Source organism: Nonomuraea sp. NPDC048892 (assembly GCF_040649735.1).
GTDB classification, from domain to species: domain Bacteria; phylum Actinomycetota; class Actinomycetes; order Streptosporangiales; family Streptosporangiaceae; genus Nonomuraea; species Nonomuraea maheshkhaliensis.
The window spans coordinates 941,156-958,439 of the sequence record NZ_JBEZFZ010000002.1 but is presented as its reverse complement, the minus strand read 5'-3'; the positions used below and the strand labels follow the sequence as shown (position 1 = coordinate 958,439).

Below are 17,284 nucleotides of genomic sequence, written 5' to 3'. Positions count from 1 at the left end.
TGACGTTTCATGGTCGGCCGCGCGCGAGCCGCCGAACAACCCCCTACCAACCCTTATCGTGCGGCCACTCCCCTAAACGGGGGTAACGCCGTTGACCGGCTTCCCCGGCACCCGTTTGATGCGTGTCATGGGAAGGATTCTGCTGGCCGTCATTATGCTGGCCGTACCGCTGCACGTCATTCCGGAGAAACGATTCCAGGTGCCTGGATTACGCGCGCCCGCGGAGATAATCGTGGACCGCTGGGGAGTTCCGCACATTTACGCGGAAAATGATCAGGACCTTTTCCTGGCGCAGGGTTTCAACGCCGCGCGGGACCGGCTGTTCCAGCTCGACCTGTGGCGGCGGCGCGGGCTCGGGCTGCTGTCGGAGGTGTTCGGGCCCGAGCACGCCGAGCGCGACCGCGCGGCTCGGCTGTTCCTCTACCGGGGCGACATGGACCGCGAGTGGGCGGCCTACGGCCCCGGCGCCCGGCAGGCCGCGACCGCCTTCACCGCGGGGATCAACGCCTACGTCGCGCACCTGGAGGAGAACCCGGAGGCGATGCCGCCCGAGTTCACCCGGCTCGGCTACCGCCCGTCCCGGTGGCGGCCCGAGGACGTGGTGCGCGTCCGCAGCCACGGCCTGGCCATGAACCTGTCCACCGAGGTGCTGCGCGCCGCCGTCGTGTGCAAGGCGGGCATCGAGGCCGACCGCAAGCTGTGGCGGCTCCAGCCCGCGCATAAGACGCGGGTGCCGCGCGGGCTCGACCCGTGCGCGATCCCCGCCGACGTGCTGCGCGTCTACCAGCTCGGTACGCAGGGCGTCAGGGTCTCGGGCAACACGCTGGTCACCGAGCCGCGGGCGGTGTCGGAAGGCAGCAACGCGTGGGCGGTCTCGCCCGGCCGCACGGCGACGGGCCGGCCGGTGCTGGCCTCCGACCCGCACCGGTCGCTGACCGCGCCCGCGCTGCGGTATCTCACCCACCTGTCGGCGCCCGGGCTCGACGTCATCGGCGCGGGCGAGCCGGCCCTGCCCGGCGTCTCGATCGGGCACAACGGCACGATCGCGTTCGGCCTGACCGTCTTCGCGATGGACCAGGAGGATCTGTACGTCTACCGGACCAAGGGCGGCTCGTACGCGTACAAGGGCGAGTGGGAGCCGTTCCGCGAGGTCACCGAGCAGATCGCCGGGCGGCCGGCGAAGCTGACGTTCACCCGGCACGGCCCGGTCATCGCGACCGACCCTGAGCGCGGCCTGGCGTACGCGCTGCGCACCACGTGGCTGGAGCCCGGCACCGCGCCCTACTTCGGCTCGATGCGTTACCTGCGCGCCCGCGACTTCGGCGGCTTCACCGAGGCCATGCGCACCTGGGGCGGCCCGCCGGAGAACCAGATCTACGCCGACTCCCGCGGCCACGTCGGCTGGGTGCCCGGCGGCCTGGCCCCCAAGCGGACCGGCTACGACGGGCTGCTGCCCGTGCCCGGCGACGGCCGCTACGAGTGGGCCGGTTTCCGCGACGGCCGCGAGCTGCCCCGCCTGCTCGATCCGCCGGCCGGGTTCGTGGCCTCGGCGAACGAGTACAACCTGCCGCCCGGCTCACCGGTCGTCGGCTATGAGTGGGATCAGCCGTTCCGGCGGCAGCGGATCGACGAGGTGCTCTCCGCCGGCAAACGCGCCGACGTGCGCGGCTCGGCCCGGCTGCAGAACGACGTGGTGTCCCTCCCGGCCAGGTCGCTGGTGCCGCTGCTGCGCGACCTGACCACGCAGGACCCGTCGGCGGTGCGGGCGCTGGCGGTGCTCAAGGGGTTCGACGGGGTGTGCGCGGTGGACTCCGGGCCGGCCGCCCTGTTCGAGACGTGGCTGACCCGCCATCTCGGCCCCGGGTTCGTCGCGGAGTCGGGGCTGCCGCCCGAGGTGCCCTTCTTCGACCTGCGCACGATCCTGGAGGAGCTGGCGCGCGGCGGCCACGAGGCGCTGATGGTGCGCACGCTGGCCGCCGCCTACGACGACGTGGCGGCCCGGCTCGGCCCCGACCCGGCCGCCTGGCGGTGGGGCGACCTGCAGCGCACGACCTTCACCTCCGCCGCCGGCGACGACGTGGGCCCGTTCCCGCGTGGCGGGTCGGCGTACACGGTGAACGCCTCGACGTATCTTCCGAGCGATTTCCGGCACGTTTCAGGGGCGTCGTTCAGAATGGTGCTCGACGTGGGCGCCTGGGACAATTCGCTGGCGATCAACGCGCCCGGGCAGTCCGGTGACCCGCGCGATCCGCATTATCGCGACCTGGCCGCGTCGTGGCAGCGCGGCGAATACTTCCCGCTCGTTTACGGCCGAGCCGCCGTGGAGTCCGCCGCGGCCGGCCGGATAACGCTGACACCGGTGTCGGGATAGGGGTGGTAAGGGGTTGGTCCGGTCACCGCCCCGCGGTTAGCGTGCATTTGCCTTTACCTCTCCGCGACGAACGGATGACGGCGTTGACGGTCATTGCAGAAAATTCCCGGCTGGATGGCCGCGCTCCCGCCGTCCGCCTGTCCCGCCTGCTCGACCCGGGTTCGGTGACGTACCTGACCGAGAGCGACGCCACGGGTGTGGCGACCGCGCGGGGCAGGATCGGCGGCCGGTCCGTGCTCGCCTTCTGCACCGACGCGGCCGTCATGGGCGGCGCGCTCGGCGCCGGCGGCTGCGAGCGGATCGTGGCGGCCATCGACCGGGCGGCCCGCGAGGGCAGCCCGGTGATCGGGCTGTGGCACTCGGGCGGCGCGCGGCTGGCCGACGGCGTGGAGTCGATGGACGGCGTGGGGCGGGTGTTCGCCGCCATCACGCGGGCGTCGGGCCGGGTGCCGCAGATCAGCGTCATCCTGGGCCCGGCCGCCGGGGCCGCCGCCTACGGCCCGGCGCTCACCGACGTGGTGATCATGGCGGAGCCCGCGCGGATGTTCGTGACGGGGCCCGACGTGGTCCGCAAGGTCACCGGCGAGGAGATCGACATGGAGGCGCTCGGCGGCCCCGCCGCCCACGGCGTCAAGTCCGGGGTCGCCCACGTGGTCACCGCGACCGAGGAGGCCGCCTACGCCACCGCCCGCCAGCTCACCGGCCTGCTGGCCGGCCCCTCCCTGTTCTCCCCGCGCACCGCCGGCGACTGCGACGGGCTGGCCGGGCTGCTGCCGGACAACCCCCGCCGCGCCTACGACGTGCGGCCGCTGGTCAAGGCGATCCTCGATCCCGGGCAGCCGTTCGTCGAGCTGCAGCCGCGCTGGGCGCCGAACATCGTGATCGGCCTCGGCCGGCTCACCGGCGGCGCGGTCGGGGTCGTCGCCAACAACCCGCTGCGCAAGGGCGGCTGCCTCGACTCGCTCAGCGCCGAGAAGGCCGCCCGCTTCGTCCGGATGTGCGATGCGCTGGGCGTGCCGCTCGTCGTCCTGGCCGACGTGCCCGGCTACCTGCCGGGAGTGCGGCAGGAGTGGGACGGCGTGATCAGGCGGGGCGCCAAGCTGCTGCACGCCTTCGCCGCCGCCGAGGTGCCGCGCGTGACGCTGGTGACGCGCAAGGCGTACGGCGGGGCGTACATCGCGATGAACTCCCGCTCACTCGGCGCCACCCGCGTCTTCGCCTGGCCCGGCACCAGCATCGCGGTGATGAGCGCCGAGGCCGCGGCCGGCATCGTGCACCGCAAGGAGCTGGCCAGGGCGCCCGAGGCGGAGCGGGCGGCGCTGCAGCGCAGCCTGGCCGAGCGGCTCGACCGCGAGAGCGGCGGCGTGGACAGGGCGCGGTCCCTGGGCGTCGTGGACGAGATCATCGAGCGCACCTCGACCCGGCGCAAACTGTCCGCGGCGCTGGCCGCCGCGCCCTCCAGGCGGGGCCCGCACGCCAACATCCCGTTGTGAACCGGACCGGATGCAAGCAGGAAGCGGACCGGACACGAACCGGCCGGAAGTGAACCGGAAGGACGAAGCGTCATGGATGCCCTGACCGAAGCCGTGCTGAGCGGTGCGAGCCCGGAGGAACTGGCCGCGGCCCCGGTGCCCGGCGACTATCTCGCCGCCCACCTGCGGGTGGAGGACGTGCACATGTTCGACGGTATGAACGACGGCGACGACAAGGACGTGCGCAAGTCGCTGCGCGTGGGCACCGTGCCGATGCCGGAGCTGGCCCCCGACGAGGTGCTGATCGCGGTGATGGCCAGCTCGATCAACTACAACACGGTGTGGTCGGCGATGTTCGAGCCGCTGCCGACCTTCGGCTTCCTCGAACGCTTCGCCGCCACCGGCGGGTACGCCCGCCGCCACGACCTGCCGTACCACGTGCTCGGCTCCGACGGCGCCGGTGTGATCGTCCGGGTCGGCGACGGCGTGCGCCGCTGGCGGCCGGGCGACCACGTCGTCATCAGCCCGTCGTACGTGGACGACCAGGAGCCCGCCACGCACGGCGACGGGATGATGGGCGCCGAGCAGCGGGTGTGGGGGTTCGAGACGAACTTCGGCGGGCTCGCCCACTACACGGTCGCGCGGGCCAGCCAGCTCGCGCCCAAGCCGGCCCACCTGACCTGGGAGGAGGCGGCGTCCATCACGTTGTGCGCGGTCACCGCCTACCGGATGCTGATCAGCCATCGCGGCACCCCGATCAAGCTGGGCGACCTGGTGCTGATCTGGGGCGCGGCGGGCGGGCTCGGCGCGTACGCGGTGCAGATGGTGAAGGCGGCGGGCGGCGTCCCGATCGGCGTGGTCGGTTCGGAGCGCAAGGCCGATCTGCTGCGCCGGCTCGGCTGCGACGTCGTCATCGACCGCAACGAGATCGGGCTGGGCGGCCGGCCGCCGGCCACGCCGGGCGAGACGATCGCGGCGGGCAAGCGGCTCGGCCGGGCGATCAGGGCCGCGACGGGCGAGGATCCGCACGTGGTCTTCGACTACGTGGGCCGCGACACGTTCGGCATCTCGACCTTCGTGGTCCGCCGCGGCGGCGCGGTCGTCACGTGCGGATCGAGCACGGGCTTCGCGCACGAGTACGACAACCGCTACCTGTGGATGAACCTCAAGCGGATCGTCGGCAGCCACGCGGCCAACCTCCAGGAGACGTGGGAGTGCCTGCGGCTGTTCGCCAAGGGTGTGCTGGTGCCGACGCTGGCCACGCAGTACCCGCTGGAGGACGTCGCCGAGGCGGCCAGGCTCGTCCAGCTGAACGAGCATCAGGGCAAGGTCGGCGTGCTCTGCCTGGCTCCCGAGCCGGGCATGGGCGTGACGGATCCCGGTTTCCGCGCCCGCGTCGGCGAGGATCGTCTGCACGCCCTGCGCGGCTGAGGCGGGAGCGACAACGTGCGTGCCGTGGGAATCGTCGCCACCGGCTCCTACCTGCCCAAGGAAGAGGTGGGCAACGAGGAGCTGGCCGCGGCTGCGGGTGTCACACCGGAGTGGATCGTGGCCAGGACGCGCATCTCGTCACGGCGTTTCGCGGCGGCCGGCGAGAGCACCGCCGACCTGGCCGTGCGCGCCGCGCAGCGGGCCCTGGAGCGGATCGACCCGGCGGAGCTGGGCTACGTCATCGTCTCCACCTCCACGGCCGACACGCCGCAGCCGCCGGTCTCGGTCACCGTGCAGCACGCGGTCGGCGCGACCGGCGCGGCCTGCTTCGACGTCAACGCCGTGTGCAGCGGCTTCGTCTACGGCCTGGCGCTGGCCAGGGACCTGGTGGCCGAGAGCGGGCGGCCGGTGCTGGTGGTGGCCGCGGACGTGTACTCGCGCATCCTGGACTTCTCCGACCGGCGCACGGCCGTGCTGTTCGGCGACGGGGCGGGCGCCGCGGTGGTGGGTCCGGCCCCTGGGCCGCCGATCCTCGAACCGGCGCCTGGATCGGCGCCTTCCGGCTTTCTCGGCTTCGAGCTGGCCTCCGACGGGTCCAGGCAGGGGCTGATCAGGGTGGAGGACGGCTTCTTCCGGATGGAGGGCCGTCAGGTCAAGGAATTCGTCCTGGAACGGGTGCCGCCGGCGCTGGCGGCACTGGCCGCCCGGCACGGGCACAGCCTCTCCGACGTGGACGTGTTCATCCCGCACCAGGCCAACGGCGTCCTGGTGACGGAGCTGGCCGAGCGTGCGGGGCTGGGAGGCGCGCTCATGCCCCGCACGGTCGACCGGTACGGGAACGTGGGCAGCGCCTCGGTCGCGGTGACGCTGGACGAGGCGAACAGGGCCGGCATGTTGCGGCACGGGGATCTGGTGCTGCTGGCCGGGTTCGGCGGCGGGATGGCGATCGGGGCGGGCCTGCTGCGGTGGGCGGCGCAGGAGGAGGAACGATGAACCAGCCGGAGAAGATCGGCGTGGTCGGCTGCGGGCTCATGGGAGCCGGCATCGCCGACGTGTGCGCCCGCGCGGGCCTCGACGTCCGCGTGGCCGTCCAGTCCCCCGCCGCGGGCGCGCGCGGGCTGGAGCGGGTGACCCGCTCGCTCGGCCAGGGCGTGCGCAAGGGGGCCATCACCACGGAGCAGCGGGACGCGGCGCTGGCGCGCGTCTCGTTCACCACGGACCTGCACCAGCTGGCCGACCGGGAGTTCGTGGTCGAGGCGGTCCCCGAGGACGAGGCGCTGAAGCTGCACGTGTTCGGCGAACTCGACAAGATCATCGAGGATCCGCAGGCTGTTCTGGCCTCCAACACCTCCTCCATCCCGATCATCCGCCTGGCCAGGGCCACCAGCAGGCCCGAGCGGGTGATCGGGGTGCACTTCTTCAGCCCGGTCCCGCTGCTGCCGCTGGTCGAGCTGGTCGCCTCGCTGCTGACGGCCGAGCGGACCCGCGAGCGGGCCGCCGCGTTCGTCTCCGGGGTGCTCGGCAAGGAGGTCATCGAGTCGCAGGACCGGGCCGGCTTCCTGATCAACACGCTGCTGATCCCGTACCTGCTGTCGGCCATGCGGATGGTCGAATCGGGCTTCGCCGACGCCGAGATGGTCGACAAGGGCATGACGCTGGGCTGCGGCCATCCGGTGGGGCCGCTGCGGCTGGCCGACCTGATCGGGCTCGACACCGTCACCTCCATCGCCTCGGCCCTGTACCAGGAGCTCAAGCAGCCGCAGCTCGCGCCGCCGCCGATCCTGCTGCGCATGGTCGAGGGCGGCCTGCTCGGCAGGAAGACGGGCCGCGGGTTCCACGCCTACCCCTGAACGAGGAGAGATTCTTGCCGTACGCCTTCGATCCGGAGCTGGTCCCCTACGCCGAGCTGATCCCGTCCGTGCCGCTGAGCGAGGTGATCCGGCGGGACGGCCCGCCGCCCGACCCGGCCCTGCTGGCCGAGATCGAGCGGCGGCTGCCGTCGTACACGCCGCGGCGCGAGGTGACGGTCGAGCACCGGCGCGTGCCCGGCGAGGTGCCTGGTGGGGTGCCGGTGCGGGTCTTCCGGCCTCGGGCGGAGGGGCCGCTGCCCGCGATCATCTACCTGCACGGCGGCGGCTTCGTGTCGGGAGAGCTCGACTACTTCAGCGTACGCTGCCTGCGGCTGGCCGACCTGGTGCCGGCGGTCGTGGTGGCCGTGGACTACCGGCTGGCGCCCGAGCATCCGTACCCGGCGGCGCTCGACGACACGTACGCCACCCTGGAGTGGCTGGCGGGCGCGGCCGGGGAGCTGGGCGTGGACCCGGACCGGATCGCGGCCGCCGGTGACAGCGCGGGCGGCAACCTGGCCACCGCGCTGGCGCTGCTCACCCGCGACCGTGGCGGGCCGCCGCTGCGGTTCCAGTTCCTGGACGTGCCGGTGACCGACGACCGGCTGGCCACGCCCTCGATGCGGGCCTTCACCGACACGCCGATGTGGAACCGGCCCGACGCCGTGCTGAGCTGGCGCTACTACCTGGGTCGTGACGGGATCGCGCCGCCGCACGCGGCGCCCATCAGGGCCGCGGACCTGAGCGGGCTGCCGCCGGCGTTCGTGGCGGTGTGCGAGTTCGACCCGCTGCGTGACGAGGGCATCGCGTACGCCCAGCGGCTCGTGCAGGACGGCGTGCCGACCGAGCTGCACCTCTATCCCGGCGCGTTCCACGGGGCCGCGATCATCGCGGACGTGGCGCTGACCCGGCGGATGAACGCCGACATGGTCGCCGCCCTCCGCCGCGCCCTGCACGGTACGGACAACTGACCGGACGACCGACCGGGCAGGCGGCGGACCGGCCATCTGATCGGACATCAGACCGGGCGGCCGGACGGCCGGCCCGGCGGACGGTCAGGGAGACGGGACGGTCGCGGCGGCGTGCTCGCGGATCAGGGAGACGATCCGCGGCAGGTGCTCGGTCAGGTAGAAGTGGCCGCCGGGGAAGGTGTGCATCCGGAACGCCCCGGTGGTGTGCGCGCGCCAGGCCGCCACCTCCGCGACCGGCGCCCTGGGGTCGTCCTCGCCCGTCAGCGCGATCACCGGGCAGCCCAGCGCCGGCCCGTCGGTGTGCCGGTAGGTCTCGATGGCCCGGTAGTCGGCCCTGATCGCGGGCAGCGCCGCGCGCATGAACTCCTCGTCCTGCAGCAGCACGGAGGCGGTGCCGCCGAGCGCGCGCACCTCGGCGAGCAGGTCGGCGTCGGGCTTGCGGTGCAGCCCGCGGTCGCGCACGAACGAGGGCGCCGGCCGCCCGGACACGAACAGCCCGGCCGGCGTGACCCCGGACCGCTCCAGGCGCCGCGCCAGCTCGTACGCCACCACGGCGCCCATGCTGTGCCCGAACAGGATCAGCGGCCGGCGGGTCCACGAGCGCACCTCGGCGGCGATCCGGTCGGCCATGTCGGTCACACTGTCCACGCACGGTTCGAGGCGCCGGTCCTGCCGCCCCGGATACTGCACGGACAGCACCTCGGCCCACTCGCCGGCCAGGCGCGCGACGGGCATGAAAGAGCCGGCCGAGCCGCCCGCGTGCGGCAGGCAGAGCAGCACGGCTCCGTCTCCGGGCCGCCGCGCGAAGTGCCGGATCCAGTCGCCAGGTGTCGTGTTGTCGTCCATGAGGCCAATAACATCCTTACTTCGATAGAGCGATAATTTAATATTCGAGGACGCGGACGGGGATCGCAAACCCCTAGTTCGTGCGGTTCCGATAGGGGGCCGCAGCGCGTCTGGTAAAACTCACGAGCCGGCCTCGTACGGCGTGATGAAATGATGAATTACGCCCATCGCGTGATGAATAACTAAGGCATTGCTTAGTTACCGCGAATAGGTACAGAATGTTGAGGGTCTAGACGGATTTGCGACTGTAACTGTGTGCGGGACAGGGTGGATCAGCGCTGCACCTGAGCCACGCACAGGCAACCGGGGAGCCTGATGTTACTGATCGACCGTACCAGCGAATTGTCCCTGCTGAATAGCCAGCTGCACCTGACGGCGCAGGCCGGCGGCCGGGTCGTCGCCATCACTGGGCCGACTGCCGCGGGAAAAACTGAGCTCGTTTACGCCTTCGGCCAGGATGCGGTCAAAGCGGGGGCCACGTGGCTGAGCGCGACCTGTTCACGTACCGATCGTAATTTATCACTGGGGGTGATCAGCCAGCTATTCCACAGCGCCGCGCTGCCGATTGAGCTGGCCTCGCAGGCGGCCGAGCTGATCGAGAGCATGACGTTCGACCGGGCGTGCGAGGAGCCGCCCGCCACCGACGACCGGGCCTGGCTGCACATGACGCAGCGGCTGTGGTCGGCGGTGCTGGAGCTCTCGGACGGCGCACCGCTGCTGATCACCGTGGACGACGTGGAGCACGCCGATCCGCCGTCGTGGCACCTGCTGCTCCACTTCGTCCAGCGGCTGAAGAGCAGCAACGTGTTCCTGGTGGTGACCACGACCGAGGACACCCAAGGGATGGAGCCGATGGTGGAGGTCGCGCTCACCCGGCACCCGCACTACCAGCGCGTACGGGTCGGCATGCTGCCACCCGACGGGGTACGGCGGATGTGGGAGCAACTGGCGGGCGGACCGGCCGCGCATGTGCTGGGCCCGCCGAGTCACGCGGTCACCGGCGGCAATCCGCTTCTGGTCAAAGCATTGATCGAGGACTACGTGACCGCCGGCCAGAACGCGGGCGAACTGGTCGTGGGCTACGCGTTCGCCCGCTCCGTCCGCGCGGTGCTGCACCGGGGCGACCCGACCGTCCTCCAGACGGCCAGGGGGCTGGCGCTGCTGGGAGAGGCGGCCGCCCACCTGCTGCCCGAGCTGCTCGGGCTCAGCCCGGTCGCGGTGCGGCAGGCCATGTGCGCGCTGGGCGGGATCGGGCTGCTGGAGTCGGGGGACTTCCGGCACACCGCCGTACGCACGGCCGTACTCGACGGAATGAGCGAGGAGGAGCGAACCGCGATGCACGCGGGCGCCGCGCGGCTGCTGCACGCCGAGGGCGCCGTGCCGTCCGCCGTGGCCAGACATCTGCTGGAGTCCGGCTGGGCCGGCGAGCCGTGGGCGCTGGCCGAGCTGCGGGTGGCCGCCGACCAGGCGCTGCCCGGCGACCAACCGGAGTTCGCGGTACGGTGCCTGAAGCTCGCGATCGAGGTGTGCGCCGACCAGGATGAGCGCACCAGGCTCGTGGCCGCGCTCGCGCGGGCGGAGTGGCGGTTCAACCCCGCCGTGGTCAGGCAGCATCTCGGCCCGCTGGCCGAGGCGGCGCGGGAGGGCCGGCTGTCCTTCGACGACACCACGACCCTGCTGCGCTACCAGCTCTGGCACGGCGCGCTGGAGGCCGCCGGCGACACGTTGCGCGGGCTGCCCGAGCCGGACGACGACGAGGCGGCGCAGCGGCTCACGGCCACCGTGGACTGGCTGGCCACCACCTTTCCCGAAGTCCGGGCCGGGTTTTCGCGCGGGGCCCCGGGCGGCGTTCCTGGCGGTCCTCGTGTCGAGACCCGTGCCGAGGCCCGTGGTGAGACCCGTGGTGAGAGCCATGCCGGGCCCCGCACCGGGCGCTGGAGCGCGGCTGGCGGTGAGGGGCCCAGCGAGAGGCCCGGCGAACGGCGGGGTGAGGGGCGGAGTGACGGGCTGCTCGGTGGAGGCGGGCGGCACGGCGCGCGCCGGCCGGGCTCGTGGGGCGTCTGGCCCGCGCAGGGTCCCAGCCTGCTGGCCGCCGTACTGCGTGACGGGCCGGAGGAGGCCACCCTGGACGGCGCCGTACGGACGCTGCAGTCGGTCACGCTCGACGACGCGAACCTCGACACGATGGAGACGGCGCTGTCGGCGCTGATCTACTCCGACCAGGCCGACCGCGCCGAGCCCTGGTGCGACCGCCTGTACGAGGAGGCGGTGCACCGCCGCTCCCCCACCTGGAGCACGCTGCTGGCCGCCGTCAGGTCCGCCATCGCGATCCGCCAGGGTGACCTGATCGCCGCCGAGAAGTACGCCCGCGCCTCGCTGGCCCCGCTGCCGCCACGCGGCCTCGGCGTCTTCGTCGGCCTGTCGCTGGCGGCGCAGATCAGGGCCTCCACGGAGATGGGCCGTTTCGACGAGGCGGAGCAGTACCTGCGCCGCCCGCTGCCGGAGGGGCTGCTGCAGACCCGGTTCGGGCTGCACTATCTCCAGGCCAGGGCGCACCACTACCTGGCCACCGGGCAGGCCCAGGCCGCCCTGCGCGACTTCACGACGTGCGGGACCCTGATGCGGTCGTGGGGGCTGGACACGCCGGGGCTGGTGCCGTGGCGGCACGGCGTGGCGACGGCGCTGCTGCGGCTGGGCCAGCGCGGCAAGGCCCGTGCTGTGCTCGGGCACTCGTACGCGCTGCCGGGTGAGGAGTCGCCGCGCATCAGGGGCATGTCGCGCCGGGTGCAGGCCGCGGCCGGCGACCTGCCGCAGCGGCCCGCGCTGTTGCGGGAGGCGGTGGACCTGCTCCAGACCGGCGGGGACAGGCTGGAGCTGACGTACGCGCTGGTGGACCTGACCCACGCGCTGAACGAGCTGGGCGAGTCGAACAAGGCGCGGCTGGTGGGCCGGCAGGCGGGCAAGATCGCCGACGAGGTCCAGGCGGAGCCGCTGCGCAAGGCGGTCGGCCCGGTGGAGGAGCCGGCCGGGAACGGGGAGGAGGAGTCGATGAGCCTGCTGAGCGACGCCGAGCAACGGGTGGCGTCACTGGCGGCCCTGGGGTACACGAACAGGGAGATCTCCAAGAAGATCTACATCACCGTCAGCACGGTCGAGCAGCATCTCACCCGCATCTACCGGAAATTGGACGTGAAGGGCCGCAGAGACCTGCCCGACCAGTTCCGCCGCCTGCAGATGCGATAACGACCCCCGCCACGCGCCGGGACGTGCTCCCGCACCCGGCAGCACCCGCCCGCCACTCGCCGGAACTCCCCTCATCCGGCGGGAACCGCGTGCCGCCCGGCCCGGATTTCCGCTCTGAAGTGTGTGGAATTGTCCCCCGCGCATTTCCGCGCGGCGACGAGCGGAAATCCGGCCGGGTTCCAGGTCGCGAGTTCCGGGGCGCGGGTTTCGTGTCGCGCGTTCCAGGTCGCGGGTCATGGGTGCACGCGCCCGCTGTCCTCGCCGGACACCACGCCGGCCTCCAGCCGCCGCAGGGTCACCGCGGTCAGCAGCGCGGCCAGGCCGAGCATGCCCGCGGCCACCACCGCCGAGAGCTGCATGCCCTCGGTGAAGGCGGCGCGGGCGGAGCCGAGCACGGCGTCGGCCAGGTGGCCGGGCAGGTCCACGGCCACCCCGGCGGCACCGCCGAGCGTCTCCCCCGCGACCCGTGCCACCTCGGGCGCCAGCCCTTCGGGTGCGACGAACGCCGAACGGTAGACCGCCAGCCCCATGCTGCCCAGCACCGCCACCCCCAGGGCACCGCCCAGCTCGGTGGCCGCCTCCAGCACGGCCGAGGCGGAGCCGGCCCGCTCGGGCGGGGCCACGGCCACCACCAGGTCGGAGGCGAGCGCCTGGACGACGCCGATGCCGCCGCCGAGCAGTGCCAGCCCGGTGATGAGGAGCGCGTCGCCGCTGCCGGGACCGACCTGGGAGAGCGCGACGAAGCCGGCGCAGGCGACGAGCATGCCCGCGGCGATGGTCGGCCCTGGACGGAACTTGGACACCAGTGCCGCCCCCACCAGCGCGCCGACGAGCGCCATGCCGGCGGCGGGCAGGGTGAGCAGGCCGGCCACGAAGGGCCGCAGCCCGAGCACCATCTGCAGGTATTGGGAGACGAAGTAGAACACGCCGACCAGGGCGAAGATCGCCAGGGTGTCGGTCAGCAGGGAGATACCGAAGCCGCGGTCGCGGAAGAGGCTCAGGTCCAGCATCGGGCTGGCCAGCCGGCGCTGGCGCCGGACGAACGCGAGCCCGAAGAGCAGGCCGAGGGCCATGGCCCCGGTGACCTCCAGCACCGCGCCGCCTCCGGCCAGTTGCTTGATCGCGTACACGACGGGGAGCACGGCCGCCAGCGACATCACCGCGCTCCACAGGTCGAACCGGCCGGGCCGTGGGTCGCGATATTCCGGCAGCAGGAGTGGGCCGAGCGCGAGGAGCAGCAGCATGATCGGCACGTTCATCAGGAACACGACGCCCCACCACGCCTGTTCGAGCAGCCAGCCGCCGACGATCGGGCCGAGCACGCTCCCGCCCGCGAAGCTCGCCGCCCAGAGCGCGACGGCGGTGCGCCGCTGGGCCGGGTCGTGGAACATGTTGCGGATCAGCGCCAGCGTGGGCGGCATGAGCGTGGCGGCGGCGGCTCCTTGCAGGGCGCGGGCGACGATGAGCAGCTCGGCGCTGGGCGCGTAGGCGGCCGCGGCCGAGGTCAGCCCGAACGCCGCCGCGCCCCACAGAAGAAGCTTCCTGCGGCCGATCCGGTCGCCGAGGGACCCCATGGCGATGAGCAGGCCGGCCAGCAGGAAGGCGTAGATGTCCACGATCCACAGCAGCTCCGTGCCGGTCGGCCGCAGGTCGAGGCTGAGGAAGGGCACGGCGAAGTAGAGGACGGTCACGGTGATGGAGACGAGGAGCACGGGCAGGACCAGGACGGCCAGCCCGAGCCATTCCCTGCGCCCGGCCTTGGGTGGGGCTCCGTTCACGTTGGCGCTCCTATGTACGGCGTACATCACTAGCGGTATACAGCGTACCCGCTCCTGGCGACCACTCGGCCGGTACAGCTATGAGTGGACCTTGACACCACGGTAGATTGCGATTCTGTAGTCGTACAGAGGCACCGCGTCACATAATTACGTCACGGAGCCGGAACGCTTTCGTCACACACCTCCTGTGTTAGAATTCGTGACCGGAGGACGCCATGCTGACCTGCGCGCAATGTAGTAAGCCCATCGACGCCCCACCCCGCGGGCGGCGGCCCCGATATTGCTCCCGCTCGTGTCAGGCTCGCGCTTACCGGGCGCGGGCGGCCGTCAGGAAGGGCTCTCCCCCTCGGCCCGCCGCCAACGGGGAGATGCCGCCGCGCACCCCGCCCGCCCGGCCGCCCGAGGGCATGAGCGTGCAGCAGATCGTGCAGGCCGCCATCGAGATCGCCGACCGCGAGGGCCTCGACGCCGTCTCCATGCGCCGGATCGCGACGCAGCTCGGGCTCGCCACGATGTCGCTCTACCGGTTCGTCTCCGGCAAGGACGCGCTGATCGACCTGATGGTGGACGCCGTGCACGCGGTGCACGGAGACAACGGCGGCGCCGCGCCCGTGGAGGCGGGCTGGCGCACCCGTCTGGAGTTCGCCGCCCGCCGCGAGTGGGGGATCTACTCCCGGCATCCGTGGGTCCTGCGGATCGTGGCCACACCGCAGCCTCCGGTCGGGCCCAACGTGCTGGCCGACGTCGAGCGGCTGATGCGGGCCATGGACGGGCTCGGGCTCGACGCGGTGACCATGCACTGGGTGGCCATCGCGGTCGGCGCCCAGGTGCAGGGCGCCGCGCTGCTGCTGGTCAACGAGCTGGAGACGAAACGGCGCACCGGCCGTACGACCCAGCAGTGGCGCAGCGACAAGTCGCCCGCCATCAGGGAACTGCTCGACTCGGGCCAGTTCCCGATGCTGACGCGGCTGTTCGAGGAGCAGGAGGACGTCGCCGACATCAACGCCTGGTTCGAGTTCAGTCTGGGGCGGCTCCTCGACGGCCTGGAGGTCTTCGTGGACGGCCGGGCCGATGCGACCGGCCGGGCCGGCGTGGCCGGGCAGGCCGGACGAGCCGGCGTGGCCGGGCAGGCCGGACGAGCCGGCGTGGCCGGGCGGGCGGGCGCCGACGCCACCGTCTGAACGGGGCTCAGCCGAGGCGGTGTCCGAGCTCCTCCGCCACCGCGCAGACGTACTTGCCGTAGTCGGAGGGGGCCAGCTTCTCCCCCAGCCGGTGGCACGCGGCCGGGTCGATGAAGCCCATCCGCAGGGCGACCTCCTCCACGCAGGCGATCCGCACCCCCTGCCGCTTCTCCAGTGTCTGCACGTACTGGCTGGCCTGCAGCATCGACTCGGGTGTTCCTGCGTCCATCCACGCGAATCCCCGCCCCAGGTCCACCAGCCGTGCCTTGCCTCGTTCCATGTAGACGCGGTTGACGTCGGTGATCTCCAATTCGCCCCTGGCCGAGGGGCTGAGGTTCTTGGCGATGTCGACGACGTCCTTGTCGTACAGGTAGAGGCCCACGACGGCGCGGTCGGAGCGAGGGCGGGCGGGCTTCTCCTCCAGGGAGACGAGCCGGCCCTGCGCGTCGGTCTCGGCGACGCCGTACCGGTGCGGGTCGGAGACGGGGTAGCCGAACAGCACGCAGCCGTCCACGTTCTGGACGTTGCGCTGGAGCAGGTCGTAGAAGGCGTTGCCGTGAAAGACGTTGTCGCCCAGCACCAGGGCGACGGAGTCGTCCCCGACGTGGTCGGCGCCGATGATGAACGCGTCGGCCAGCCCGACCGGCTCGTCCTGCCGGGCGTAGCCGATGTCGAGGCCGAGGTGCCCGCCGTCGCCCAGCAGGCGCTGCAGGTTGGGCAGATCGGCCGGCGTGGAGATCACCAGGATCTCCCTGATGCCCGCCAGCATCAGCACCGACAGCGGATAGTAAATCAGCGGCTTGTCATTGATCGGCAGCAGTTGTTTGGATATGCCGAGCGTCACCGGATACAGGCGCGTGCCGTGCCCACCGGCCAGAACAATGCCTTTCACCGGAAAATCCTTTCGCGTGTGAACACATTGTCGGCAAGCCTGACCCCGTCCATGTCCGGCGGCAACCCCGCCTCCCCCCTATCCTCGCGGCCCATTCTCGGGCCGCCCCCTATTTCATTCGCCGCGTCTTCCGCCACGGCCGCGCGCCCCGGAAAATCGAGCGAAAGGAGGCAGCCATGAGAGTGCTCGTGACCGGTGGCGCCGGGTTCATCGGCTCCCACTACGCCCGCACGCTGCTGACCGCCGGCGGAGCGGAGCAGGTGACGGTGCTCGACTCGCTCACCTACGCCGGCAACCTGGCCAACCTCGACGAGGTGAGCGACCATCCGCGCTTCGCCTTCGTCAAGGGCGACATCTGCGACCCCGGCCTGGTGGACGACCTCGCCGCCGAGCACGACCAGATCGTGCACTTCGCCGCCGAATCGCACGTCGACCGGTCGATCGCCGCCGCGGGCGAATTCGTCCGCACCAATGTCACCGGAACGTTCACCCTTCTGGACGCCGCCGTGCGGCAGGGCATCCGCACGTTTGTGCATATCTCCACGGACGAGGTGTACGGCTCCATCGCCGAAGGGTCATGGCGGGAGTCGGAGCCGCTGCGGCCGAATTCGCCTTACTCGGCCACCAAGGCCGCCGCCGATCTGCTGGCGCTGTCCTTCCACCGTACGCACGGGCTGGACGTGCGGATCACCCGCTGTTCCAACAACTACGGGCACCATCATTACCCGGAGAAATTGATCCCGCTTTTCATCACGAATCTGCTGGACGGGATTCCGGTGCCGCTGTATGGGACGGGCGGGAACGTACGCGACTGGCTGCACATCGACGACCACGTGGCGGGCATCGAACTGGTGCGGCTCGGCGGGCGGCCGGGCGAGGTCTACCACATCGGCGGCGGCCGGGAACTGACCAACGCGGAGCTGACCGGGCTGCTGCTGGAGGCGTGCGGGCACGACTGGGACATGGTCACGTACGTGGAGGACCGCAAGGGGCACGATCTGCGGTACTCCCTGGACCACGGCAAGATCACCGCCGAGCTGGGTTACCGGCCGGCCAAGGACTTCACCACGGGTCTGGCGGAGACGGTGGCCTGGTACCGCGACAACCGCGCCTGGTGGGAACCCCTGGCGGCCCGCCACCGCTGACCACCCAGCCGCCCGCGTGGGCGTCGGACCCCTGATCGCGTCCCGGACGCCGAGCCCTGACCCCCCGAGATCCTCGCCGCCGGAGCCGGGCGGGTGGCGTGAGGTTC

At 72.0% G+C, this 17,284-nt stretch carries 12 protein-coding genes; 9 read left to right on the top strand and 3 right to left on the bottom strand.

What is annotated here, in order from left to right; genetic code table 11:
- Positions 1 to 127 precede the first annotated feature (127 nt).
- The 6 genes from AB0C28_RS09685 to AB0C28_RS09660 all read left to right on the top strand — a co-directional run bounded on the left by AB0C28_RS09685 (position 128) and on the right by AB0C28_RS09660 (position 8,092).
- Positions 128 to 2,371, top strand: a complete 2,244-nt coding sequence (locus tag AB0C28_RS09685; RefSeq protein ID WP_358073580.1) for a penicillin acylase family protein — start codon at positions 128 to 130, stop codon at positions 2,369 to 2,371.
- A gap of 83 nt (positions 2,372 to 2,454) precedes the next feature.
- On the top strand, positions 2,455 to 3,864 hold the full coding sequence (locus AB0C28_RS09680; RefSeq protein ID WP_357843022.1) for a carboxyl transferase domain-containing protein: 1,410 nt from the start codon (positions 2,455 to 2,457) through the stop codon (positions 3,862 to 3,864).
- Between the two features lie 72 nt (positions 3,865 to 3,936).
- Positions 3,937 to 5,274, top strand: a complete 1,338-nt coding sequence (ccrA, locus tag AB0C28_RS09675) for a crotonyl-CoA carboxylase/reductase (RefSeq protein WP_358073579.1) — start codon at positions 3,937 to 3,939, stop codon at positions 5,272 to 5,274.
- 15 nt (positions 5,275 to 5,289) lie between these two features.
- Positions 5,290 to 6,267 (top strand): beta-ketoacyl-ACP synthase 3, encoded by a 978-nt coding sequence (locus tag AB0C28_RS09670; RefSeq protein ID WP_357843017.1) that lies wholly within the window; start codon positions 5,290 to 5,292, stop codon positions 6,265 to 6,267.
- On the top strand, positions 6,264 to 7,124 hold the full coding sequence (locus tag AB0C28_RS09665) for a 3-hydroxybutyryl-CoA dehydrogenase (protein ID WP_357843014.1): 861 nt from the start codon (positions 6,264 to 6,266) through the stop codon (positions 7,122 to 7,124). Before AB0C28_RS09670 ends, AB0C28_RS09665 begins: the two co-directional genes overlap by 4 nt.
- A gap of 14 nt (positions 7,125 to 7,138) precedes the next feature.
- Entirely contained in the window at positions 7,139 to 8,092 is a 954-nt protein-coding gene (locus AB0C28_RS09660) for an alpha/beta hydrolase (RefSeq protein WP_358073578.1), read from the top strand.
- 84 nt (positions 8,093 to 8,176) lie between these two features.
- Here the strand turns inward: AB0C28_RS09660 and AB0C28_RS09655 are convergent, their stop codons facing one another.
- On the bottom strand, positions 8,177 to 8,938 hold the full coding sequence (locus AB0C28_RS09655) for an alpha/beta fold hydrolase (protein ID WP_357843008.1): 762 nt from the start codon (positions 8,936 to 8,938) through the stop codon (positions 8,177 to 8,179).
- 315 nt (positions 8,939 to 9,253) lie between these two features.
- Here AB0C28_RS09655 and AB0C28_RS09650 point away from each other — a divergent pair, with 315 nt between their 5' ends.
- Positions 9,254 to 12,181 (top strand): AAA family ATPase, encoded by a 2,928-nt coding sequence (locus tag AB0C28_RS09650; RefSeq protein ID WP_358073577.1) that lies wholly within the window; start codon positions 9,254 to 9,256, stop codon positions 12,179 to 12,181.
- 233 nt (positions 12,182 to 12,414) lie between these two features.
- On the opposite strand, the gene AB0C28_RS09645 is transcribed toward AB0C28_RS09650, so the two are convergent.
- On the bottom strand, positions 12,415 to 13,959 hold the full coding sequence (locus tag AB0C28_RS09645; RefSeq protein ID WP_357843002.1) for an MFS transporter: 1,545 nt from the start codon (positions 13,957 to 13,959) through the stop codon (positions 12,415 to 12,417).
- Positions 13,960 to 14,327: 368 nt separating this feature from the next.
- On the opposite strand from AB0C28_RS09645, the gene AB0C28_RS09640 reads away from it, so the two are divergent.
- Positions 14,328 to 15,140 carry a TetR/AcrR family transcriptional regulator gene (locus AB0C28_RS09640; protein WP_358073576.1) on the top strand — a complete coding sequence of 271 codons (813 nt, stop codon included), beginning with the start codon at positions 14,328 to 14,330 and terminating at the stop codon, positions 15,138 to 15,140.
- Between the two features lie 7 nt (positions 15,141 to 15,147).
- Here the strand turns inward: AB0C28_RS09640 and rfbA are convergent, their stop codons facing one another.
- Positions 15,148 to 16,032 (bottom strand): glucose-1-phosphate thymidylyltransferase RfbA, encoded by an 885-nt coding sequence (gene rfbA, locus AB0C28_RS09635; RefSeq protein ID WP_358073575.1) that lies wholly within the window; start codon positions 16,030 to 16,032, stop codon positions 15,148 to 15,150.
- A gap of 176 nt (positions 16,033 to 16,208) precedes the next feature.
- Here rfbA and rfbB point away from each other — a divergent pair, with 176 nt between their 5' ends.
- Positions 16,209 to 17,177: a dTDP-glucose 4,6-dehydratase gene (gene rfbB / locus AB0C28_RS09630; protein WP_357842996.1), complete on the top strand. Its 969-nt coding sequence runs from the start codon at positions 16,209 to 16,211 to the stop codon at positions 17,175 to 17,177.
- The last annotated feature ends 107 nt before the right edge of the window (positions 17,178 to 17,284 follow it).